The sequence below is a fragment of the Pseudomonas sp. NFIX28 genome, from assembly GCF_900107395.1.
In the GTDB taxonomy this organism is placed as follows: Bacteria; Pseudomonadota; Gammaproteobacteria; order Pseudomonadales; family Pseudomonadaceae; genus Aquipseudomonas.
The window spans coordinates 411,096-432,438 of the sequence record NZ_FNPW01000004.1 but is presented as its reverse complement, the minus strand read 5'-3'; the positions used below and the strand labels follow the sequence as shown (position 1 = coordinate 432,438).

Here is a 21,343-nt window from a genome sequence, read left to right as displayed (position 1 = left end):
ATGAACACCCCAGCCACCGAAAGTGAAATCCGCAGCCTGATCGACGCCTGGCGCCAGGCCGTAATGGCTAAGGACATCGAGCGCATCGTCAGCTATTACGCCGACGACATCACCGCCTTCGACGCCGTGGCCGCGTTGCAATTCAAGGGCAAGGAGGCCTACCGCGCACACTGGAAGGCCTGCATGGAATTCTGCCCTGGCCCGGGCATTTTCGATTTCGAGCAACTGCACATCGTCTCGGGCAACGACATGGCCTTCGCCCACTGGCTGGCCCACTGCGGCGGCACCGACGACAAGGGCGAGACCAAGGCCTGCTGGATGCGCGTGACCGCCGGTTACCAGCGCCTTGGCGGTCAGTGGAAAGTGGTGCACGAACACTGGTCGGCACCGTTCGACATGCAGAGCGGCAGCACCTTGTTCGACCTGCAACCCTGATCGTCGGGTTTTTCGCCAAAGCCCGAAACAGCAGCCATAGTTGATCAGCCCGATCAAGGAGAGCCCCATGAAATACCTATGCCTGGTCTACAGCGACGAACAGCTGTTGCACAGCCTGCCGGAAAGCCCGAAGGACGCCGAGTGCATGGCGTATGCCGAGTCGGTGCAGGGCAGCGGCCGGATGCTCGCCGCGGAGGCCCTGGAGTCCGTGCAAACCGCCACCACGGTGCGCATGCGCGGCGGCCGGCTGTCGATCACCGACGGCCCGTTCGCCGAAACCAAGGAGCAGTTGGCCGGGTTCTACCTGATCGATGCCAAGGACCTCAACGAGGCCATCCAGGTCGCCGGCAACATTCCGGCGGCCCGGGTCGGCAGCGTCGAGGTGCGCCCGGTACGTGAGTTGAACCCCTGAGCCGGGCCTTGAACTCGAGCCCTGAAAACGGCTCCTGAAAAATAAGCACAAGCGGGAGTGTTGCAATGACTGACCACAACGCGGGCCCCGGGCCCGGCCAACTCGAGTTGTCCATCAGCCGCCTGATCGACGCGCCGCCCGGCAAGCTGTTTCGCGCCTGGACCGAGCCGCAGTGGCTGGTGCAATGGTGGGGCCCCCACGGCATGACCACCCCGGAATGTGAAATGGACCTGTGGGTCGGCGGCCAGTTTCGCACCCTGATGCGCGACCCCGATGGCAACGAATACCCGACCATGGGCGTCTTCCTGGATATCGTGGCGCCACGGCGGCTGGTGTTTACCGACGCCTTTTTGCCGGGCTGGATTCCGTCGGGCAAGGCCTTCATGAGCGCCGAGGTGACATTCGACGAAGTGGACGGCAAGACCCTCTACACCGCCCGCGCCCTGCACTGGAGCGAAGAGGATCGCCAGGCCCATGAAGCCATGGGTTTCCACGAAGGCTGGGGGCAGAGCCTGGACCGCCTGGAAGGCCTGGTGACCCAGGGCATGCCGGACTGATGCCGACGGCAACGCACGACAGCGTCAAGGCGCTGGTGGAAACGGTCTACCGCAACGAGTCGCGGCGGATCCTGGCGACCCTGATTCGCCTGCTGGGGGATTTCGACCTCGCCGAAGAGGCCTTGCACGAGGCCTTCTTCGTCGCGGTCGAGCGCTGGCAGCGCGACGGCGTGCCGGACAACCCGCGGGCCTGGCTGGTGTCGGCCGGGCGTTTCAAGGCCATCGACGGTTTGCGCCGGCGGGCACGCTTCGCGGCGTCCCAGGCGGCGTTGGTCAGCCAGCTCCAGGAACTGGAACAGGCTGACTGGAGCGAGGAAGACGTGGAAGACGACCGCTTGCGCCTGATCTTTACCTGCTGCCACCCGGCGCTGGCGGCGGATGCCCAGGTGCCGCTGACCCTGCGGGAAATCTGCGACCTGACCACCGAGGAAATCGCCCGGGCCTTTCTCACCGCGCCGGCCACCATCGCCCAGCGCATCGTGCGCGCCAAGGCCAAGATCCGCGACGCGCATATTCCTTATCAGGTGCCGTCGCTCGGCGAGTTGCCCGAGCGCCTGGACAGCGTGTTGCGGGTGATTTACCTGGTGTTCAACGAAGGCTACTCGGCCTCGATGGGCGCCGAGCTGACTCGCGAGGACCTGACCCGGGAAGCGATCCGCCTCGGGCGCCTGTTGCTCGAATTGCTGCCGGAGCCTGAAGTGATGGGGCTGCTGGCCTTGATGCTGCTGCATGAGTCGCGGCGCCCGGCGCGGACCTCGGCCACCGGCGAGCTGGTGTTGCTCGACGAGCAGGACCGCTCGCTGTGGGACCGTGAACTGATCGCCGAGGGCTGCGCCCTGGTGGAACACGCCTTGGGCACTCGCCGTTTCGGCCCTTACTGCCTGCAGGCGGCGATCGCCGCAGTGCATGCCGAGGCCGCGACGGCCGCGCAGACCGATTGGCAGCAGATCGTCGGCCTGTATGACGTGTTGCTGCGCGCCATGCCCTCGCCGGTGATCGAGCTGAACCGCGCGGTCGCCATCGCCCAGCGGGACGGACCGCTGGCCGGCCTGGAGCGGGTCGAGGCGATCCTGGCCCGGGGCGAGTTGCAGGATTACCACCTGGCCCATTCGGCGCGCGCCGAGTTCTGCCGGCAACTGGGCCGGGTGGAGCCTGCGCGCCAGGCTTATCGGCGCGCCCTGGAACTGACCCGGCAGGAACCGGAGCGGCGTTTTATCGAGGGCAGGCTCGAAGCCCTGAAAACCCTCTGAACTCCCGCCGAGCCGAAGACTGCGGTCGGCCGAACGGCCTGGGTCTATGGAGGATCGCTGAAGGCCTGCGGCCTTATCGCAGCCTGCGGCAGCGGCTACAAGGAGTGCGGCGCGGGCAGGGGGCGGAGCGACCTCGGAAACGTCGCAACGATGCGCTTTTCTCCAGATCAGCCGAGCCCTGTAGCCGCTGCCGCAGGCTGCGATCGGGCGCGGAGCGGCCGCCAGCGGGGCGAGCCTTATTCCAGCATCCGCCCCAGCAACCAACTGCCCGCCGGGCCTGGCGGGTGCAGGCGCGACCACAGGGCATCGACCGCGACGTTACGGGGCCAGCCGCGGGCGTCGAGCTCCACCAGGCGGTCAGCGCCGAAACGCTCCACCAGCCAGCGCGGCAACGGCGCCCAGCCAAAACCGCCCTGGACCATTTCCAGCAGCATCAGGTAGCTCGGCGCCGACCACACCCGGCCCCGGGCGCGGTTTTCATATGGATTGACGATGGTCGCCAGGCGCAGCTCGCGGTGCTGTCGCAGGCGCGCCTGGTCGATGTTTTTCAGCGCCGCCAGCGGGTGATGGCGCGAGACGAACAAGGCGATTTCCGTGCGCTCGTCCACCGTCGAATGGTCCAGGTCCGCCGGGTAGTCGGGCTGCCGTTCGGCAAAGGCGATCTGCGCCCGGCCGCGTTGCACCAGCTCGATCAGGTCGTCGCATTCGGCGATCAGGCATTCCAGCTCCAGGTCCGGGTAGCGTTGTTCGAAGGCACTCAGCGAGGTTTCGAAACGATCCGACTGGTAGGTGTCGGACAGCGCCACCGTGAGCTTGGCTTCCACGCCCTGGGCCAGTTGGCTGGCGGCCATTTCCAGGCGGCTGGTGGCGGCCAGGATGTCTTCGGCCCGCTGCAGCATGACGTGCCCCTGCGGGGTGAGTGCGGGCTTGCGGCTGCTGCGGTCGAACAGTTGCAGGTCGAGGTCGATCTCCAGGCTCGCCACCGCCGCGCTGATGGTCGACTGGCTCTTGCCGAGCTTGCGCGCGGCCGCGGAAAACGAACCTTGGGTGGCCGCCTGGACAAAGGCCAGCAGTACTTCGTGTGAGGCCATGAACTATCGCCTTGGTCGATGGTTAATGGTTATGAAGTATCGGAGTGAAGGGTGATCATGGCAACCACATTCACTGGCGGGAGCCGGATCATGAGCACCACCAAATCCTTGACCGAACGTGTTTTCCAGGCCGTGGCCTTCGAGCTGCTGGCATTTGCGCTGTGTACGCCGCTGCTGGCCTGGATCATGGACAAGCCCTTTGTCGACATGGGCGTGGCGACCATCGCCATCGGCCTGATCGCCCTGGCCTGGAACGTGGTCTTCAACGGCCTGTTCGACCGCCTGCTCAAGCGCCTGGCCGTAACGCCCGGCGGCTGGACCCGGGTCGCCCATGCGCTGTTGTTCGAAGGTGGCCTGGTGGTGGTAAGCGTGCCGCTGATTGCCTGGTGGTTGCAGGTCAGCCTGATGCAGGCGCTGATTCTCGACATTGGCGTGCTGCTGTTTTTCCTGCCATACACCTATGTCTATCACTGGGGTTACGATCTGCTGCGCGAACGGCTGATGCTGCAGCGCCCGCTCGATCGCGCCCGTTAACACCTGGGCTCAGCGGGCGGCGTGGTGCTGTTCGATGGCCTCGAGATAGGCTTTCATCGCCCTCGGGACTTCTTGTAACAGCAAGATGCTCTTGAGCTGACTATTCTCCAGAGCAACCTGGAACAGGCCGATGGGTAATCCGCACATGGCGGTCACGTAGGCGTCGCGTTCCATGGCACTGGCGGTGGGCAGGCGCAGGGCGAGCATCCGATCGTAAGTGGCCCGGATGCGCGCATGCACATCCGGGGCCTGGAGTTGGCCGGGAGCGAAAGTGGGGCTGATCATTTGCAGCAGGTCGGGGTGGGTCTCGAGGTATTCCATGATCGGCATGATCATCCGGTCGATCACCTCCTGGCTGCTCGACTCGACCCAGGTGAGCGGGTCGATGGCCAGGAGGTTGGCGGTGATCTGGTCGATGGCGTCGATGTGCCGCTGGCCCAGGGCATCGAACACGCTCTGCTTGTTGCTGAAGAAGTGGTACAGCGAACCGATGGAGGTACCGGCTTCGCGCGCGATGCCATGCATGGTCAGGCTGGCCACTCCCTGGCTGACCAGCAGATGGGCACAGGCGTCGAGAATCGCCGTGACCCGCTCATGGCCTCGGGTCTGTTTCGGCGAGCGCGGGTTTTTGGCCGGGAGTTTTTTTGAGTTCATGGTCTGAGCGGCAGCAAGGGGCATACATTATGGCGCACCAAGGCGTTGACAGTCCTCAGGTAAAACTAGACACCATCCTCTACTTTTGCAGAGAATACGCGCCATTCGGGTTAGCGCCCTCCGCTGTCCCACCTGATATTCGAAGATCATGACCCTCTCTCCCAACTGGATCATCTGCGAGCATTGCGATTCGCTGTACGAATCCGTGCCGCTTGCAAAAGGCCAGACTTCCGAGTGCCTGCGCTGTGGGGCGGTGCTGGAGCGTGCCCGGCACCTGAACGTGCAGCAGCTGTTTGCCCTGTCGATCACGGCGGCGCTGCTGTTCGTGTTCGCCAATGCCTTTCCGGTGATCGGCATCAGCCTCGAAGGCCTGAGCAACGAAGCCACCCTCTGGCAGTCGGTCGAGGCCCTGGCCTACGGCCGCATCAGCCTGATCGCCGCGGTCACCGGCCTGGCGATCATCCTGGCCCCCGGCCTGCAGATTGCCCTGTTGTGCTGGGTGCTGGGCTTTGCCAACATCGGGCGCGCGGCGCCGGGCTTCAAGGCCTGCATGCGAGCCCTGGAGCACCTGCGGCCGTGGAGCATGCTGGAGGTGTGCCTGCTGGGCATCCTGGTGGCCATCGTCAAGCTGGCCGGCATGCTCGACGTGCACCCGGGCCTGGGGCTGTGGTCGCTGGCCATGCTCACGGTGCTGATCATCCTGATTTCCGGCAAGGGTATCCGCCGCCTTTGGGACGACCTGGAGGGCCGCTACTGATGAGCCTGCCACCCTATGCCCGTGACCAGGGCCTGATGCTCTGTCATACCTGCGGCCAGGCCTGCCCGCAGGACGTCCACCACTGCCCGCGCTGCGATGCCGTGGTGCATGTGCGCAAGCCCAACAGCGTGAACCGCACCTGGGCCTTCCTGCTGGCCAGCCTGATTCTCTACATTCCGGCCAACGTGCTGCCGGTGATGTACACGCAGATTTTCGGCGGCGGCAGCGAGAACACTATTCTCAGCGGCGTGCTGGAGTTTTGGCAGCACGGTTCCTGGGACATTGCCCTGCTGATCTTCATCGCCAGCGTGGTGGTGCCGTGCAGCAAATTCTTGGTCCTGGGGATGCTGCTGATCACCTGCCAGCGCCGCAGCCACTGGGCGATGCGCGAGCGCGCCAAGCTGTACCGCTTTATCGAGGTGATCGGCTACTGGTCGATGCTCGACGTGCTGGTGGTCGCCCTGGTGGCGGCGCTGGTGCAATTCCACGCCCTGAGCTCGATCGAGCCGCGCATGGGCATTCTGTTTTTTGGTTTGGTCGTGGTCCTGACGATGTTCGCGGCCATGAGTTTCGATCCCCGGCTTATCTGGGATGTAGAGGTTGAAGATGTCTGATCATCCAGGTTCCACCGCTCCAAGCGCGTCGAAGGCACCGGGTACCCCGGCGGTCAGGACGCGCCGGTTCAATATCTCGCTGGTGTGGATCGTGCCCATCGTCGCGGCGCTGATCGGCCTGTCGATGTTGGTGCACAAGTCGATGTCGGCCGGGCCCGAGATCTCCATCAGCTTCCAGACCGCCGAAGGCCTGGAAGCCAACAAGACCCAGGTCAAGTACAAGAACGTGGTGATCGGCAAGGTCACCTCCATCGCCCTGAGCAAGAACCGTAGCAAGGTGATCGCCAAGGTCGAGCTGGACCAGTCGGCGGAGTCTTTCACCGCCGCCGACTCGATGTTCTGGGTGGTGCGCCCGCGCATCGGCGCCGGCGGTGTGTCGGGGGTCGACACCCTGCTGTCGGGGGCCTTTATCGGCGCCGACGCTGGCCAGGAAGAAAAGCGCAAGAAAACCTTTGTCGGCCTGGAGACGCCACCGGCGGTGACCTACGGGCAAAAGGGCAAGCGCTTCACCCTGCGCACCGATGACCTGGGTTCGCTGGACGTCGGTTCGCCGGTCTATTACCGGCGCATCGAGGTGGGCCAGGTGATTTCCTACAAACTGTCGGATAACGGCAAGGGCGTGGACGTGCGGATTTTCGTCAATGCCCCCAACGACCAGTTCGTCACCACCGACTCGCGCTTCTGGAACGCCAGCGGCGTGGACGTGACCCTGGGCGCCAATGGCCTGAAGGTCAACACCGAGTCCATCTCGTCGATCCTGGCGGGCGGCATTGCTTTCGTCGAACCCAAGTACAGCCCCAACGCCAAGCCGGCCGAGGAACACGCCAACTACCAGTTGTTCGCCGACCAGGAAACCGCGCTGGCGCCACCTGACGGCGACCCGTACTACATGCGCATGCGTTTCGACCAGACCCTGCGCGGGCTGGCGCTCAATGCGCCGGTGGAGTTCCTGGGCGTGAACATCGGCCGGGTGGTGTCGATGGACCTGGATTACGACGACAAGAAAAAGGCCTTCTCGACCGTGGTCGGGGTGGTGATCTACCCGGCACGCCTGGGCAAGGTCCACGAACAACTGGAGAAGCTCAGCGGCGCCGACGAAAGTCGCGCGGGCTACCTGATCAGCACCTTCGTCCAGCATGGCCTGCGAGCCCAGGCGCGCAGTGGCAACCTGCTGACCGGCCAGTTGCTTATCTCCCTGGATTTCATCCCCAACGCCAAGCCGGTGGCTTTCGATGCGACGGCGCGGCCGCTGGAAATTCCTACCGTGCCGGGCGGCCTCGACAAGCTGCAGGAGCAGTTGCAGCGTGTAGTGGAGAAGATCAGCAAGATGCCGCTCGACGCTATCGCCAACAACCTCAATGGCAGCCTGACCGAGATGCAGAAGACCTTGCAGAACGTCAACGGCCGCGTGTTGCCTGAGATGCGCGAAACCCTGCAACAGACCAAGAAAACCCTGAGCTCGGCCAATGAAAGCTTCGCCGAGGACTCGCCGCAGCGCCTGCAACTGGGCCAGGCGATGGACGAAGTACAGCGCACCGCGCGTTCGGTGCGGGTGCTCACCGACTTCCTCAGTCGTCACCCCGAGGCACTGATCCGTGGGCGTTTGAAGGACAACGAGCCGGACGCCTACAAATCCTCGACATCGTCTTCGCGTGAGCCTGAATTGGAAGTCCAGCCATGAAAAAAACTCTAGTGTTGTTGATCGCGTCCCTGGGCCTGGCGGCCTGCAGCTCGGCGCCGACCCATTACTACACCCTGATGCCGCCGGCGCCCGAGCCGGCGGCCGCTGGCGCCGCGGCGTCGGGCCTGCAATTCGAGATGGCCGGGGTGCGCATCCCGATGCAGGTCGACCAGCCGCAAGTCGTCGTGCGCCAGGACGGCGGCACCCTGGCGATCCTGGAAACCGCGCGTTGGAGTGCGCCGCTGGTGGACGAATTCCACGACGCCCTGGCCAGCCAGATGGAGCTGCAACTGGGCACGCGCAACCTGGAAGGGCTGCCCAAGGCCGCGGGGCAGCCGGTGTTGTCGTTGCAGACCGATGTCCGTCGTTTCGAATCGGTGCCGGGGCGTTATGCGCTGATCGACGTGGTGTGGAACCTGCGCCTGCGCGGCGACGGCATCGAGCGTCGCAGCCTGACATGCAGCAGCCGCATCAGCCAGCCGGCCAGCGTCGAACTGTCGAGCCTGGTCCAGGCCCACCAGCGGGCCATCGACGAATTGGCCAAGCGCATTGCCGGCACCGCCAAGCGTTGGGCGCAAAACCCCGCCACGCGCTGTTCCTGACACCCGCCCTCCTGTAGGAGCGAGGCTTGCCCGCGAAGAACCACGACACCATCAGCGGGTCGGGACTTTTCGCGGGCAAGCCTCGCTCCTACGGGAATGGTTTAGAACAGTTGGGTGAATAGCCAGTACAGGCTGCCGGACAGCAGGATCGCCGCGGGCAGGGTCAGCACCCAGGCCATCAGCAGGTTGCGGATGGTCTGCATCTGCAGGCCGCCACCGTTGGCGACCATGGTCCCGGCCACGCCCGAAGACAGCACGTGGGTGGTGGACACTGGCAGGCCGAACAGGTCGGCGGCGCCGATGGTCAGCATCGCCACGGTTTCCGCCGAGGCGCCCTGGGCGTAGGTCAGGTGGGTCTTGCCGATCTTCTCGCCGACCGTGACCACGATGCGTTTCCAGCCGACCATGGTGCCCAGGCCGAGGGCGATGGCCACGGCGATCTTCACCCACAGCGGAATGAAGCGCGTGGCGTTGTCGATCTGCTGCTTGAACAATTGCAACTTGCCCCGGGTGTCGGCATCGAAATGGCCGACCTGGTTCTTGTCCATCAGGCGAATGGTTTCGCTGCTCAGGTACATGTCGTTGCGCACGTTGCCCATGGCTTCGGCGGGCACCTTGGCCAACGAGCCGTAGCCCTTCACTTCTTCACCGATATGACCGGTCAGGGCGGCCAGCGCCGGAACCAGCTGCGGCGTGGCTTCCTTGCTGCGCACATAGTCCGAAAGCACCGCGCGCGGGTCGGCCGGGGCCGGTTGCGGGGCGTTTTTCACCAGGGCTTGCTGGGTGACTTCGGCCACGGCGGCGAATTGCAGGGCCTGGTCGGCCGGCATGGTGCGGTTCAGCGCATAGGCCATGGGCAGGGTGCCGACCAGGATCAGCATGATCAGGCCCATGCCTTTCTGGCCGTCGTTGGAGCCGTGGGCGAAGGACACGCCGGTGCAGGTGACGATCAGCATGCCGCGAATCCACCACGGCGGCGGGGTGTTGCCCTTGGGCGCCTGGTACAGCGCACGGTTCTTGACGAACAGGCGCAGGGCCAGAAGCAGCAGTGCGGCGAAGGCGAAGCCGATCAATGGCGAGAACAGCAGGGCATAGCCGACCTTGGTGGCCTGGCTCCAGTCCACGCCGCTGGTGCCGTCGCGCCCGTGCATCAGGGCGTTGGCCACGCCGACGCCGATGATCGAGCCGATCAGGGTATGCGACGACGAGGCCGGCAGGCCCAGCCACCAGGTGCCCAAGTTCCACAGGATGGCCGCGATCAGCAGGGCGAAGATCATCGCGAAGCCGGCCGACGAGCCGACCTGCAGGATCAGCTCCACCGGCAGCAGGGCGATGATGCCGAAGGCCACTGCGCCGCTGGACAGCAGCACACCGAGGAAATTGAACAAACCCGACCAGACCACCGCGAAATGCGGCGGCAGCGAGTGGGTGTAGATCACCGTGGCCACGGCGTTGGCGGTGTCGTGGAAACCGTTGACGAACTCGAAGCCCAGGGCGATCAGCAGGGCCACGCCGAGCAGCAGGAACGGGGTCCAGGTGGTGAGCGTGGCGCCCAGCTCATGCATGTCGTGCATCAGGCTGTAGGCGGTGAACAGCAGGCCCATGGCGAGGACCGCGAAGAACACGACGAGGGTGAAGGGGCTGGCTTTTTTATCCAGGTGCGGTCTGGCTTCGAGGGCGGGGGCAGGCGGGGCGGCGGTCAGGGAAGGGGTGGCCATTGCCGGACAATCCTGTGACAGAAAAGAATGCCGCCCATGATCGTTGCCAAATATTACGCAGAGGCTGCCTCAGGTCAGTGTTTGGGTGAATCCTTTAACCACTGGTCAAGAAGCAGCCCCCTTCTGCGTAGGAGCGAGGCTCGCCCGCGAAGAGGCCATGACAAACGCCACCGGCCAGGCTCTTGAACACGGTTGTGTAGCTGCGGGCGCCATCGCGGGCAAGCCTCGCTCCTACGGCAGGTGGTGGCCTACATATCCTGGCGCTTGCGAAACGCCCAGCGGCCGGCGATGACGGTGAAGGTGGCGACCAGCGCGACGAGGATCCAGAAACCTTCCGGGTCTTCGGAGAAGGGAATGCCGCCGACGTTCATGCCGAAGAAGCCGGCGATGATGTTGATCGGCAGCGCCAGCACCGTGACCACGGTCAGGGTGAACAGTGTGCGGTTGGTCTGTTCGTTGATATTGGCGGCGATCTCTTCCTGCAGCAGCTTGATCCGCTCGCCCAGGGCGGTGAGGTCGTTGATGATCAGCGCGAACTCCTCGGTGGACTTGCGCAGTTCCTTGACGTCCTCCTTCTGCAGCCATTGCGGCGGACGGTTGAGCAGCCGCAGCAACGAGCCCGGCTCCAGCGCCAGCAGGCGTTGCAGGCGCACCAGCACACGGCGCATGGCCCCCAGTTCGGCGCGGTTGGTGGAGATCCGCGCGGCCAGCAACTGGTCTTCGATCTGGTCGACGTTGAGGCTGGTCTTGCGCACGATCTGGGTCAGCACTTCGCCCTGGTCGCGCAACAGGTGCACCAGCAGTTCCAGGGGCGAGCGAAAACGTTCGCCGGCCTTGACCGAGGAGCGCAGCTTGTCCACCGAATGCAAGGGCTGCAGGCGCGCGCTGACGATCAGCCGGCTGCGCACGCAGACCCACAGGGTGGAGATGTCCGAGGAGACCATGCTGCCGAAGTTGAACACCACGTCGTTGACCACCGCCAGCAGCGCCGAATCCACATGTTCGATGCGGGTCGAGCGCGAGCCTTCGTGCAAGGCCTCGAAGAACTCTTCCGGCAGCGCCAGGTGGCTCTGCATCCAGCGCTCGCAGGCGGCATGCGCCAGGTTCAGGTGCAGCCAGAAAAACTGCTCGCCATCGTCCGGCCGTTGCAGGGCTTGCAGGGCCTTGGCCGAATCGAGTTCGCGCCCCCGCTCGCCGGGGCGAAATGCAAAGCCGTAGAGCAGGCCGAACAGATCGGAGTCGCGATGGGCTTGGTCGATGCTGTGGTTCATGAAGGCTCGCAGGAGGGAAGTCACCTGTAAGCGCTTTTACAGGTTCACTTGAGCCCGATCATCGCAAGGCCGCATGACCGATTTGTGACGATTTGAAATGCAATGCCCAGCGCTTGTAACCGGCTGTCGGAGGCCCTCAAGAAAGCTTCTTTCAGGCCGATCACGCCTACGACGACTGCGTGACCGGCTTGCCCCGGTTCGCCTGACAGGGACGTCCGCAAGCCACGCATGCCCGCCTCGGGCGTGCTTTATCCCTGTTGAGAGATCTCATTCGATGTCCCTGCAAAAATCCCTGAGAGCGCAAGTTCTGGCCCTGTTGAGCGGCAGTCTGCTGGCGATGCTGTTGATCGCGCTGGCGTGTTTTCACTTCCTGTCCAATGGCGTGCAAGGTTATCGCGAGCTGATCGAGGGACCGCTGCGCACCTCGCAGTTGATCGATGAAGCCAACTTGCAATTCAAGGTCCAGGTGCAGGAATGGAAAAACGTATTGCTGCGTGGCAAGCAGAGCGCCGACCTGGCCAAGTACTGGCAGCAGTTCGAGGATCGCCAGCGCGATGTGCAGGGCATTCTTGGCCAGCTGGCGACCCAGCCTGGCCTCGACGCCAGGCTCAAGGAGCGCATCGAACGCCTGCGTGAAGCGCACCGGGTGCTGGGCACGGCGTACCAGAAAGGGCGCGATGCCTTTGTCGCCGCCGGTGCCGACCCGGCCGTCGGCGATGCCGCGGTCAAGGGCGTGGACCGCGCCGCCAGCGAGCAGATGAGCGAACTGGTGAGCGAGCTGCGCAAGCAGGGTAGCGAGCAGTCGCGGGGCATCAGCGCCGCCGCCCAGCGCACGGTGTGGATCGGCCTGCTGGTGATGCTCGTCTCGGGCCTGCTGATCGGCCTCTTGAGCCTGTGGCTGGTCAACCGCAGCCTGGTGGAGCCGATCCGCCAGTTGATCGACTACGTGGCGCAACTCAGCCGTGGGCGGATTGCCGAGCGCGTGGCCAGCAGCCGCCAGGACGAGTTGGGCAAGCTGGCGGTCGCCGCCAACACCCTGCGCGATTTCCTCGCCGAAACCTTCGGCCGCCTGCAGCGCAGCGCGTCCGACCTAGACAGCGCCAGCGGCGAATTGAATGCCATCGCCACCCTGATGTCCCAGGGCACCGGCGAGCAGTTCAATCGCACCGACCAGGTGGCCACGGCGATGAATGAAATGTCCGCCACCGCCCAGGAAGTGGCGCGCCATGCGGCGGATGCGGCGCGCGCCGCCGATGACGCCGACCAGTCGGCCCAGCAGGGCGAGCAGGTGATGCAGGGCACCATCCACGCCATCACCCTGATGCGTGGCGAAATCGCCAACACCGCCGAGGTGATCCGTCGCCTGGAAGCCGACAGCGGGCGCATCGGCAAGGTGCTGGAAGTGATCCGCGGGATCGCCGAGCAGACCAACCTGCTGGCGCTCAATGCCGCCATCGAGGCCGCGCGGGCCGGTGAAGCGGGGCGCGGTTTTGCCGTGGTCGCCGACGAGGTGCGCAGCCTGGCGCAGCGCACCGCGGCGTCGATCATCGAGATCAACCAGATCATCCAGAGCGTGCAGACCGGCGCGCTGGACGCCGCCCATGCGATCGAGAACGGCCAGGCGCGCAGCGATGCCAGCGTCGAGCAGGTGATCCAGGCCGGCACCATGCTGGAGCGGATCACCGAGGCGGTCGAGGCGATCCGCGACATGAACCGGCAGATCGCCACGGCGGCGGAAGAGCAGACCTCGGTGGCCGAGGACATCTCGCGCAACCTGACCGAGATCACCGCGATCGCCAGCACCAACCTGGACCATGTGCAGCGCACCGAGCGCGCCAGTCAGAACCTGCACCAGCTGTCGGGGCAGTTGAACGAGGTGACGGCACGCCTGAGCGCCTGATGCACCGGGCATGAAAAAGCCGCGTGGCCTTTCGGCCACGCGGCTTTTTTGTTGGGCGAATTACTTGTCTTGCTTGTTGCTCAAAACCTTGCCGGTCTTGGCGTCCAGGTCGACGTCCCACTCGACGCCCTTGGCGTCACGCAGTTCCACCTGGTAGACGTAGGCGCCGGCCGCTGTTTGCTCAAGCTCGGTGTCGGTGATGTTGGCGGCGGTGGTGCCTGGGTGTTCGGCCAGTGCGGCCTGGTTGAGTTTTTCCAGGTCCATGATGGTGCCGGCCTTGAGCAGGCCCGGGATCAGGTCCGGGCGGACGTCGGCCTGGGCCAGGCCAGCGGTCAGGGTCAGGGCGGTAGCGGCGAACAGGGCAGTCAACGTTTTCATAAGGTCTTTCCTTGGGGTGATTCGTTTAAGTGGGTTCAGATTAGCCGGTGCAACTTAATTCACCCTTAATTCAGCGCAAGCTTTGCGTCGTTTGTTCAATTCAACAACTCCACCGCTCTTTCAAGCTGTGCTCTCGAACAGGAGAGGCAGTGATGAAAGCAATGATCAAAGGTTTGTACGGTCCCGGATTTTTTGCCGGCTTCATCGGCGCCGGAGTGTGGGTGGTCGCTACGCCGGGGCTGGCCCCGGCCTGGTTGCTGCTGGTGTTCGCCGCGGCGCTTGGGGTGTCCTTCCTGGCGGAGTGGTGGTTGCCCTACGAGGTGGACTGGAACCGCCCACGGCGGGACCGGCTGCGTGATGGGGTGCACGCGCTGGTCAATGAAAGCCTGAATGCCCTGGGGCTGCTGCTGTTGCCGGGGCTGGTGAGTGTGCTGGCGCTCGACGGTCTGTGGCCGCGCGGCTGGCCGCTGTGGGCTCAGTTGGCGCTGGCGATTGTCGTCGCCGACTGCGGCCTGACCCTGGCGCATTATTTCAGCCATCGGCTGCCGTGGCTGTGGCGCCTGCACGCGGTGCATCACAGCGTGCAGCGCTTGTATGGCTTCAACGGTTTGATGAAGCACCCGCTGCATCAATTGCTGGAAGCCAGCGCCGGGCTGTTGCCGCTGCTGTTCTTGGGAATCCCCTTGCCGGTGGCGCAGTTGCTGGCGTTTGCCATCGCCATCCAGCTGCTGTTGCAGCATTCCAATGTCGACATGCGCCCCGGTCCCCTGGGCTGGGTGTTTGCCTGGGCACCGATGCATCGTTTCCATCACATGAAATACGGCACCGCCGGCAATGTGAATTTCGGCCTGTTCCTGAATGTCTGGGACTGGTTGCTGGGCACGGCGTTTTATTGCTCGGCCTACCCGATCCGCCAGGGCGACCTGGGCATCGGCAGCCAGCCGGATTATCCGCAGGGTTACTGGCGGCAATTGCTCGCACCGTTCAGCAGGCAAGCCGTGCATGAGGAACCGCCGGTGCCCTTGCCGTTGCGGCGTTGAGTCAGTCCAGCAGGCGCAGCTCGATGTGTTGCAGGGCCTGGCGCGCGGTGACCCCGAACAAGGTTTTCAGGGTGCGCGAGAAGTGCGCCGAATCGGCAAACCCGGCGCCATGGGCGGCGTCGGTAATGGCCTGGCCCGCCAGCACCAGGCCCATTGCCAGGCGCAGGCGCCGCCACAGCACCAGGCGCCGCACCGGCAAGCCGAGCTGGCCGCTGAACAACCGTTCGAGCTGGCTCAGGGACAAGTGCGCATGGGCCGCCAGGGCGCTGGCCGAGACTTTGCCGGCCAGTTGTCTGTCGAGGGCTGCCAGGGCCTTTTCGATCCGCCGGTCGTGCAAGGTCCGGCGCGGGCATCGCTGCAGCGCCGCGGCCAGCGCCGGCAGCGTCGGCTCGACTGCCAGCAGGCTGTGTTGCAGGGCCTGGGCGTCGATTGCCAGCGGTTCGGCGTAGAGGGTGAACAGCGTGCCGGGCGCATCGAGGATGGCATGGCGCTGCATGGCCGGGATAAACACTTGATGGGCGCTGTGGGAAGTACCGTCGAGGCTGACGGTAACCGGCGCATCGGGGGCGAGGATCCATTGGTGGGCGTAGTGGGCGTGGGGCGCGGTACGCCCCAGCTCACCCTGGATCAGTCCGTAGTCGCGCCCGAGCCACAGCTGGCCTGTCCACTCGGGCGTGCGCACGGCGATGGGTCAGTAGCCGTTGGCCTGGAGCAGCTGGCTCACGCTGCCGCTGGCCGGACGCTTGACGTACTTGAGCAGTTCCGCGGCGCGATTGGTGAAGATGCCGTCGACGCCGGCGTCCATGACCTTCTTGAAATCCACCGGCTCGTCGATGGTGTAGACATGCACCAGCAGGCCCTGGTCGTGGGTGAACTGGTTCATCCAGGGCTGGATCAGGTCCGAATAGCTCTGGTCGCCGCCATGGGTCAGGGCCGCCGACGGTCCGGTGCCAATGGCGCCCTGGGCCTTGGCGTAGCTGACCCACTGCTCGAACTCGGCCTTGTCCTTGGGCTCCTGCTTGGCGTAATAGGCCGCCTTGTCTTTCTCGCCGCTGTTGGCAAAGGTCACGTCGGACTTGGGCTGCATGCCGCCTTCACCGACCCACAGCAGGAGGATCTTCGGCACCTTGGGCATTTCCTTGTGCAGCAGTTCCAGGCTGCTCTTCTCGAAGGTCTGCAACACCACCTTGCCTTTGCCCTGGCCTACCGCCAGGCCGCTTTTCGCCAGCTTGGAGCCGGCCGGGCTGAGCCAGCCGCGGTCCTGGAGTTTTTCCTTGAGGTCGTGCTCGATGCCGGGGAACTGCTTGGGCTCCTTGGTCTCGATGTACAGGCCGGGCTTGTGCTGCGGGTTGCTCTGGGCGATGTCGATGATTTCGTCGAGGGTCAGGATCTTCAGGCCGACGTAGCTGGGGCGGGCGCGCTCGGGGTAGGCCTGGTTGAACCAGCTGCCGGCGTCGAGGGTTTTCAGTTCGGCCATGGTGAACGCGTTGGCCGGGCTGTCCTTGCGCTCGGGGAACTTGCTGGCGACGTCGGTGGTGCGCTGCAGGTTGTTGTCGTGCAGGGCGAACAGCACGCCATCCTTGCTGCGCTGCAGGTCCATTTCCAGGTAGTCGGCCCCCAGGTCGCGGGCCAGTTTGTAGGCGGCGGCGGTGGACTCCGGTGCATCGAAGGACGCGCCCCGGTGAGCGATCACCGCGGGGTGTGGAATGCCTTGGCTGACAGCCAGTGCGGTGGGGCTTGGGCTGGCGGCCTGTGCCTGGCCCAGGCCAAGCATCAGGCTCAGCAGCAGGGCGCTTTTGGTGAAGGTGGCAGGCATGGTCGAGGTCCTTTCGTGGAGGGCGATTTTCAAAGGACTACCTTTTAACAATTGAATGGCCGTTGTGCTATCGCGAAACCGACATAAATCTGCACCTGCGGCAAATTTCCCGACGCTTTTGTGCGGCGCTTTGCAGTACGCTGCGCGCTGAAGTTTCCCCGTCAGAGGGAAGCCCTGGAACATTGCCATCCTTGCCCTGCGTGTAAACCATCGATCACCTGTCCTTCGGGACGCCCAGTGAGGTTTACCATGCGCATCACATCCGAACTCATCTGCCAGGCCGCCGACCAGCTCAAGGGGTTTGTCGGTTTCAACCGCAAGAGCGGCCAGCACATCGTGCGTTTCAGCGAAGACTCTTTCGGCATGGACGTCGCCGACGACGCCATCACGCCCGCCAGCGAATTCGTCTGGGCCAGCGCCGAGGGCCAGGTCATGGTGCTCAAGCGCGAGCTGATCCAGTTGCTGCTGGAGCAGAACATCGACGACCGCATCAACATCAGCGAACCCTTGCGCGTGTACATGCGCCGCACCGACTTGCCGGAGATTTCGGCAGTGCGCAATCTGCTGCCGGCGGCGCAATAGCCGGCGCGTTGCCTGTCGCGGGTGGCCGGGCTGCGGGTGTCAGCGTTCGAACAGGTAGGCGCGCTCGACCCTGCACACCCGCGTATGGCAGGCCGCGTACCAGTCGCTGCGCCCACGTTCGCGGGCGACGCAGTGTTCGGCGTGCTGCTTCCAGGCGAGGATCGAAGCCTGGTCCCGCCAATAGGAAACCGTGATGCCGAAACCATCCTCGTTGCGCGCGAACTCCATGCCGAGAAATCCCGGTTGCTGCCGCGCCAGTTCGACCATGCGTTCGGCGGCCTGCTCGTAGGCCGGGTCCGGCTCGCGGCGCTGGGCGCTGAAAATCACCGCGTAATAGGGCGCCTCGGGTGTGTGGGCGATCATGTGCGACGCTCCAGGCAAGCGGCGAGCAGGGCGCTGACCAGGGGCGGCACGATGCCTTTGAGCGCCGCCCGTTCCGGCTGGAACAGGGTGGCGACAAAAAACCGATGGTCGCGCAGTTCCACCGCTCGCAGGTCGCCGGCCGAGTCGTAGCCGCTGGGGCGCAGGTCGTGCTTGAGCAATTGCGCGGCGAACGCGGGATTGAGCCCGTAGCGACAGCGATAGCCCTCGCTGATCTGCTGCTCACCATAGGCTTCGGCGATGCGACTGCCTTCACACAGGTGAATGCTGTCGGTGGCTTCCAGCAAGGCGCAGGTCAATGGTGTGAGCACGGCGCGCTCGGCCTCGGGATGGGTTTCGCCATGCTCGGCATCGGCCCAGCCCAGCACGTTGCGTGCGTACTCCAGCACTGCATGCTGAAAACCGCCGCAGGTGCCGAGGAACGGCCGCTGCTGTTCGCGGGCAAAACGGATTGCCCGCAAGGCGCCGTCCATGGAGCGGTAGGGGCTGGCGGGCACACACCAGATGCCGTCGAACTCGTGCAGTGGCTCGTCGCAGGTCAGGCTGTCGGTGGCCAGCCAGTGGTAGCGCACCTTGAGGCCGGTTTCTTCGGCGGCCATTTCCAAGGCCAGGGGAATGGCCTGGTGCGCGGTGACCTGAGGGTCGTAGTCGCCCACCAGGGCGATGTGCAGGGTCGGCGGATAGGCGGTCTGCTGCATGGACTTTCTCCCGGTATGGCCAGTGCTTGTCGGTTGCCGGGTGTCACTATAGATTGGCGTTCACGCACTCAATATTGGCGTTTATCCAAGTGATCAATGCAGCCACGCACTATCGGCTCGACTACCCCGACCTGTCGCTGATCCTCGCCCTGGTACGCGGTGGCTCCCTGGCCCGTGCGGCGGCGTTGCTCAAGGTCGATGTGTCCACGGTGTTCCGTGCGGTGCGTCGGCTTGAGGCCGCGCTGGGCCAACAGCTGTTCGACAAGAGCCGCGCCGGCTACCTGCCCACCGGCCTGGCCCGCACTCTGGCCGAGCAGGCCGAACGCGCCGAGCAGGCCCTGGACGCGGCACAGGTCGGGGTGGAGCAGGGCGGCGCGGTGGTCAGCGGCACGGTACGCCTGACCTGCACCGACTCGGTATTGCAGGGCCTGCTGTTGCCAGCGCTGGCGCAGTTCATGCCGCGCTATCCGGCCTTGGCCCTGGAGCTCAGCACCTCGAACGATTTCGCCAACCTCAGCCGGCGCGATGCCGACCTGGCCCTGCGCCTGACCCGAACACCGCCTGAACACCTGGTAGGCCGGCAGTTGCGGGCGGTGTCCTACCGCGTCTGCGCCAGCCCGGCCTATCGGCAGTCGGTTGCCTCGGCGGATCTGGCGGGGCTGACCTGGATCGCCCCGGACGACTTTCTCCCGGACCATGCCACGGTGGCGTGGCGCCGCCAGGCCTTGCCCGGTGTGGTGCCGGGCTATCGCTGCAACAGCATGCTGGCGGTCAGCGAGTTGGTGAAGGCCGGGCTGGGCGTGGCGGTGCTGCCGGATTTCCTGCTCGATGACACCACCGCCCTGCAGCCCTTGAGCGACCCGCTGCCAGGCTGCGACACCGCGCTTTGGCTGCTGACCCGGGCCGACTGTCGGGCGCTGCGCGCGGTGGTGACGCTGTTCGACGAATTGAGCCAGCGCCTGCGCGCGCCGTAGTGAGCCGGCTGCGGGGCGGCTGCGGGGCGGTGTTTCCTGCAGAAGTGCGCCGGCGCCTTCCTGGCATCGGCGCTATCGATCCAGCCCTGCCGATTCAGCGCGCGGCGCGTTCGTTGGCGAACATGCTCACGGCCTGCACCGCCTCGCTGGCACCGTCGCGAATCTGCAGGATCACCGTGCCCGCCTGGTCCGCCAGGCCCACGCCCTTGGCTGCCCGGTCCCGGGTGCCGTCCATGCTTTTGATGGCCTGCTGGGTTTCCTGCTGGATCATGTCGATCATCCCCGAGATTTCCGCCGTCGAGCCGCTGGTCCGGGCCGCCAGTTGCCGGACTTCGTCGGCGACCACGGCAAAGCCGCGGCCCTGTTCGCCGGCGCGGGCGGCTTCGATCGCGGCATTGAGTGCCAACAGGTTGGTCTGCTCGGCAATTGCGCGGATGGTATTGACGATGGCGGTGATCTGCTCGGAACGCTCGCCGAGCTTGGCGATCAGGGTCGAGGAGTCTTCGATGTTGGCCGCGATCTGGCGCATTTCGCTGGCTGCCTGCTGGATCACCGCGGTGCCCTGCTCGGCGATTTGCCGGGTGTCCATCGAGATGTGGTAGGCCTGGGTTGCGCTCTGGGCATCCTGGGCGTGTTTCTCCACCCTGGCGGTCACGTCAGAGGCGAACTTCACCACTTTGCACAGGCGCCCGGCGGCGTCGTAGACGGGGTTGTAGTTGGCCTCCAGCCACAGCGACTGCCCGCGTTTATCGACCCGCTCGAACTGCCCGTTGAAGAACTCGCCCTGATTGAGGCGCCGCCAGAAATCCTGATAGGCGCCGCTGTTTGTCAGTTCGGGCTTGCAGAAGATCCGATGATGTTTGCCCTTGATTTCGGCCAGGCTGTAGCCGAGGCGATCGAGGAAGTTCTGGTTGGCCGTGATGACGCTGCCGTCGAGGTTGAATTCGATGACCGCCATGGCGCGGTCAATGGCGTGCAGCTTGCCCTTGGACTCGCTTTCCTGTTGAACCTTCTCGGTGACGTCGAGGGCGTACTTGACCACTTTGAAGACCTTGCCATCGGTATCCCTGATCGGGTTGTAGCTGGCTTCCAGCCACACCGGCTGGCCCTTGGCATTCACGCGTTCGAAGGTCCCGGATTCGAACTGGCCGTTTTTCAGGCGCGTCCAGAGCTCGCGGTATTGATGGCCGCGAACCAGTTCTGGGGTGCAGAACTGGCGATGAGGATGGCCAATGACCTGTTCCGCGCGATAGCCCATGGTCTTGAGGAAATTGTCGTTGGCCCGCAGGACCGTGCCATCCAGGTCGAATTCTATTACCGCCATCGAACGGTCGATGGCCTCGAGCAGGCTGGCTTGCTCGGCGATGGTGTGGTGCAGGGCGTCGATGGTTTTGTTGTGGCGGTTGAATAGCATGATGGCTGATGCTCGATGGGAAAAACCTGGAGTCAGTCCCTTTGTAGGCGCCTGCATGCCGAAAGCCCGTGGAGCCTCGGCATTGTCTGCTCAATGCCAGCATTCCATGGCTGACAGATAACCCTTGTAAGGGCGCGACCGTATCCGGAGCGTACCCTTGCTCAACGTCTGAGATCAGACGCTGTGCCTGCGCGTTAATTTAGGGAAGTTATGTTGCACGGCCGCGAATCTTCGGCCCGGCTTTGGGATAACCGCATCGCCGCATTATGCCGGCTCGGCCCGGAATGACTCCGTAAAAGTTGTACAAAATGTTATTTTTGCCTTTTTTGTACAACTTTTCAGGCGGCACGCTTTGATGGCTGCTGAAGACGTTTTCCACTCCGCGCGCCTTGCTGGAGCTCTGGGGACAGCCGGGAGTTGAAACACTTTGTGGTGTTTTATTGGCCGTCATGCTGCAGCGGGGCAGGCGCTGAATATTGTCATTTTTTCCAGGAAACAGATCAGCGTTCTTGTGAGCCGCATAGTGGGGCGTACATACGCAGGCGCCCATTGCAGAGCGGTCGATGCCAGCCAAGGCGGCCGGC

The 21,343-nt window shown here is 64.6% G+C and carries 24 protein-coding genes and 1 pseudogene; 14 read left to right on the top strand and 11 right to left on the bottom strand.

Annotation, left to right across the window (positions count from 1 at the left end):
- The 4 genes from BLV20_RS10810 to BLV20_RS10795 all read left to right on the top strand — a co-directional run bounded on the left by BLV20_RS10810 (window position 1) and on the right by BLV20_RS10795 (window position 2,654).
- Window positions 1-435: a YybH family protein gene (locus BLV20_RS10810; protein WP_092300844.1), complete on the top strand. Its 435-nt coding sequence runs from the start codon at window positions 1-3 to the stop codon at window positions 433-435.
- A gap of 67 nt (window positions 436-502) precedes the next feature.
- The gene (locus BLV20_RS10805) at window positions 503-847 is read left to right on the top strand and encodes a YciI family protein (protein WP_007925146.1); all 345 of its coding nucleotides are present in this window, start codon (window positions 503-505) and stop codon (window positions 845-847) included.
- A gap of 65 nt (window positions 848-912) precedes the next feature.
- On the top strand, window positions 913-1,404 hold the full coding sequence (locus tag BLV20_RS10800; RefSeq protein WP_092300841.1) for an SRPBCC family protein: 492 nt from the start codon (window positions 913-915) through the stop codon (window positions 1,402-1,404).
- Window positions 1,404-2,654 carry an RNA polymerase sigma factor gene (locus BLV20_RS10795; RefSeq protein WP_092300838.1) on the top strand — a complete coding sequence of 417 codons (1,251 nt, stop codon included), beginning with the start codon at window positions 1,404-1,406 and terminating at the stop codon, window positions 2,652-2,654. Before BLV20_RS10800 ends, BLV20_RS10795 begins: the two co-directional genes overlap by 1 nt.
- A gap of 236 nt (window positions 2,655-2,890) precedes the next feature.
- On the opposite strand, the gene BLV20_RS10790 is transcribed toward BLV20_RS10795, so the two are convergent.
- Window positions 2,891-3,745, bottom strand: a complete 855-nt coding sequence (locus BLV20_RS10790) for a LysR family transcriptional regulator (protein WP_092300835.1) — start codon at window positions 3,743-3,745, stop codon at window positions 2,891-2,893.
- Window positions 3,746-3,835: 90 nt separating this feature from the next.
- Here BLV20_RS10790 and BLV20_RS10785 point away from each other — a divergent pair, with 90 nt between their 5' ends.
- The gene (locus BLV20_RS10785) at window positions 3,836-4,279 is read left to right on the top strand and encodes a multidrug/biocide efflux PACE transporter (protein ID WP_092300833.1); all 444 of its coding nucleotides are present in this window, start codon (window positions 3,836-3,838) and stop codon (window positions 4,277-4,279) included.
- A gap of 9 nt (window positions 4,280-4,288) precedes the next feature.
- Here the strand turns inward: BLV20_RS10785 and BLV20_RS10780 are convergent, their stop codons facing one another.
- Window positions 4,289-4,933, bottom strand: coding sequence for a TetR/AcrR family transcriptional regulator (locus BLV20_RS10780; protein ID WP_092300830.1), 645 nt, complete (start codon window positions 4,931-4,933; stop codon window positions 4,289-4,291).
- A 148-nt stretch (window positions 4,934-5,081) separates the two neighbouring features.
- On the opposite strand from BLV20_RS10780, the gene BLV20_RS10775 reads away from it, so the two are divergent.
- The 4 genes from BLV20_RS10775 to BLV20_RS10760 are packed head-to-tail and all read left to right on the top strand — an operon-like array spanning window position 5,082 to window position 8,587.
- Window positions 5,082-5,690, top strand: a complete 609-nt coding sequence (locus tag BLV20_RS10775) for a paraquat-inducible protein A (protein WP_092300825.1) — start codon at window positions 5,082-5,084, stop codon at window positions 5,688-5,690.
- The gene (locus BLV20_RS10770) at window positions 5,690-6,304 is read left to right on the top strand and encodes a paraquat-inducible protein A (RefSeq protein ID WP_092300822.1); all 615 of its coding nucleotides are present in this window, start codon (window positions 5,690-5,692) and stop codon (window positions 6,302-6,304) included. The genes BLV20_RS10775 and BLV20_RS10770 overlap by 1 nt, the downstream gene beginning before the upstream one ends.
- Complete coding sequence (locus BLV20_RS10765; protein ID WP_092300819.1) at window positions 6,297-7,985, top strand: PqiB family protein; 1,689 nt, start codon at window positions 6,297-6,299, stop codon at window positions 7,983-7,985. The genes BLV20_RS10770 and BLV20_RS10765 overlap by 8 nt, the downstream gene beginning before the upstream one ends.
- A complete protein-coding gene (locus BLV20_RS10760; RefSeq protein ID WP_092300816.1) occupies window positions 7,982-8,587 on the top strand; it encodes a PqiC family protein in 606 nt (201 codons plus the stop codon). The genes BLV20_RS10765 and BLV20_RS10760 overlap by 4 nt, the downstream gene beginning before the upstream one ends.
- Window positions 8,588-8,688: 101 nt before the next feature.
- Here the strand turns inward: BLV20_RS10760 and BLV20_RS10755 are convergent, their stop codons facing one another.
- Entirely contained in the window at window positions 8,689-10,305 is a 1,617-nt protein-coding gene (locus BLV20_RS10755; protein ID WP_092300813.1) for an inorganic phosphate transporter, read from the bottom strand.
- Window positions 10,306-10,553: 248 nt separating this feature from the next.
- Window positions 10,554-11,576 (bottom strand): transporter, encoded by a 1,023-nt coding sequence (locus tag BLV20_RS10750; protein ID WP_092300810.1) that lies wholly within the window; start codon window positions 11,574-11,576, stop codon window positions 10,554-10,556.
- Window positions 11,577-11,673: 97 nt separating this feature from the next.
- Between BLV20_RS10750 and BLV20_RS32000 the strand changes: the two are divergent.
- Together BLV20_RS32000 and BLV20_RS31995 are read left to right on the top strand one after the other, a co-directional pair.
- Window positions 11,674-12,543, top strand: a pseudogene (locus tag BLV20_RS32000) (hypothetical protein); the annotation flags it as partial.
- A 165-nt stretch (window positions 12,544-12,708) separates the two neighbouring features.
- Entirely contained in the window at window positions 12,709-13,476 is a 768-nt protein-coding gene (locus BLV20_RS31995) for a methyl-accepting chemotaxis protein (protein ID WP_371914307.1), read from the top strand.
- Window positions 13,477-13,536: 60 nt separating this feature from the next.
- On the opposite strand, the gene BLV20_RS10740 is transcribed toward BLV20_RS31995, so the two are convergent.
- A complete protein-coding gene (locus BLV20_RS10740) occupies window positions 13,537-13,854 on the bottom strand; it encodes a PepSY domain-containing protein (RefSeq protein WP_007925169.1) in 318 nt (105 codons plus the stop codon).
- 152 nt (window positions 13,855-14,006) lie between these two features.
- Between BLV20_RS10740 and BLV20_RS10735 the strand changes: the two genes are divergently transcribed.
- Window positions 14,007-14,894, top strand: a complete 888-nt coding sequence (locus tag BLV20_RS10735; RefSeq protein WP_092300804.1) for a sterol desaturase family protein — start codon at window positions 14,007-14,009, stop codon at window positions 14,892-14,894.
- A gap of 1 nt (window position 14,895) precedes the next feature.
- Here the strand turns inward: BLV20_RS10735 and BLV20_RS10730 are convergent, their stop codons facing one another.
- On the bottom strand, window positions 14,896-15,576 hold the full coding sequence (locus BLV20_RS10730; protein WP_092300801.1) for a helix-turn-helix domain-containing protein: 681 nt from the start codon (window positions 15,574-15,576) through the stop codon (window positions 14,896-14,898).
- 9 nt (window positions 15,577-15,585) lie between these two features.
- Window positions 15,586-16,710, bottom strand: a complete 1,125-nt coding sequence (locus tag BLV20_RS10725; protein ID WP_092300798.1) for a glycerophosphodiester phosphodiesterase — start codon at window positions 16,708-16,710, stop codon at window positions 15,586-15,588.
- Window positions 16,711-16,959: 249 nt separating this feature from the next.
- Between BLV20_RS10725 and BLV20_RS10720 the strand changes: the two genes are divergently transcribed.
- A complete protein-coding gene (locus BLV20_RS10720; protein ID WP_007925175.1) occupies window positions 16,960-17,292 on the top strand; it encodes a DUF2025 family protein in 333 nt (110 codons plus the stop codon).
- A 39-nt stretch (window positions 17,293-17,331) separates the two neighbouring features.
- Here the strand turns inward: BLV20_RS10720 and BLV20_RS10715 are convergent, their stop codons facing one another.
- Together BLV20_RS10715 and BLV20_RS10710 are read right to left on the bottom strand one after the other, a co-directional pair.
- Window positions 17,332-17,655: an antibiotic biosynthesis monooxygenase family protein gene (locus BLV20_RS10715; protein WP_092300795.1), complete on the bottom strand. Its 324-nt coding sequence runs from the start codon at window positions 17,653-17,655 to the stop codon at window positions 17,332-17,334.
- The gene (locus tag BLV20_RS10710; protein ID WP_092300791.1) at window positions 17,652-18,371 is read right to left on the bottom strand and encodes a CTP synthase C-terminal region-related (seleno)protein; all 720 of its coding nucleotides are present in this window, start codon (window positions 18,369-18,371) and stop codon (window positions 17,652-17,654) included. The genes BLV20_RS10715 and BLV20_RS10710 overlap by 4 nt, the downstream gene beginning before the upstream one ends.
- 89 nt (window positions 18,372-18,460) lie before the next feature.
- Between BLV20_RS10710 and BLV20_RS10705 the strand changes: the two genes are divergently transcribed.
- On the top strand, window positions 18,461-19,345 hold the full coding sequence (locus tag BLV20_RS10705) for a LysR family transcriptional regulator (protein WP_092301059.1): 885 nt from the start codon (window positions 18,461-18,463) through the stop codon (window positions 19,343-19,345).
- Between the two features lie 94 nt (window positions 19,346-19,439).
- Here BLV20_RS10705 and BLV20_RS10700 read toward each other — a convergent pair whose 3' ends face one another.
- Both BLV20_RS10700 and BLV20_RS30920 read right to left on the bottom strand, forming a co-directional pair.
- Window positions 19,440-20,759: a methyl-accepting chemotaxis protein gene (locus tag BLV20_RS10700; RefSeq protein ID WP_092300788.1), complete on the bottom strand. Its 1,320-nt coding sequence runs from the start codon at window positions 20,757-20,759 to the stop codon at window positions 19,440-19,442.
- Between the two features lie 208 nt (window positions 20,760-20,967).
- Window positions 20,968-21,333 (bottom strand): hypothetical protein, encoded by a 366-nt coding sequence (locus BLV20_RS30920; RefSeq protein ID WP_139192693.1) that lies wholly within the window; start codon window positions 21,331-21,333, stop codon window positions 20,968-20,970.
- Window positions 21,334-21,343: the final 10 nt, after the last annotated feature.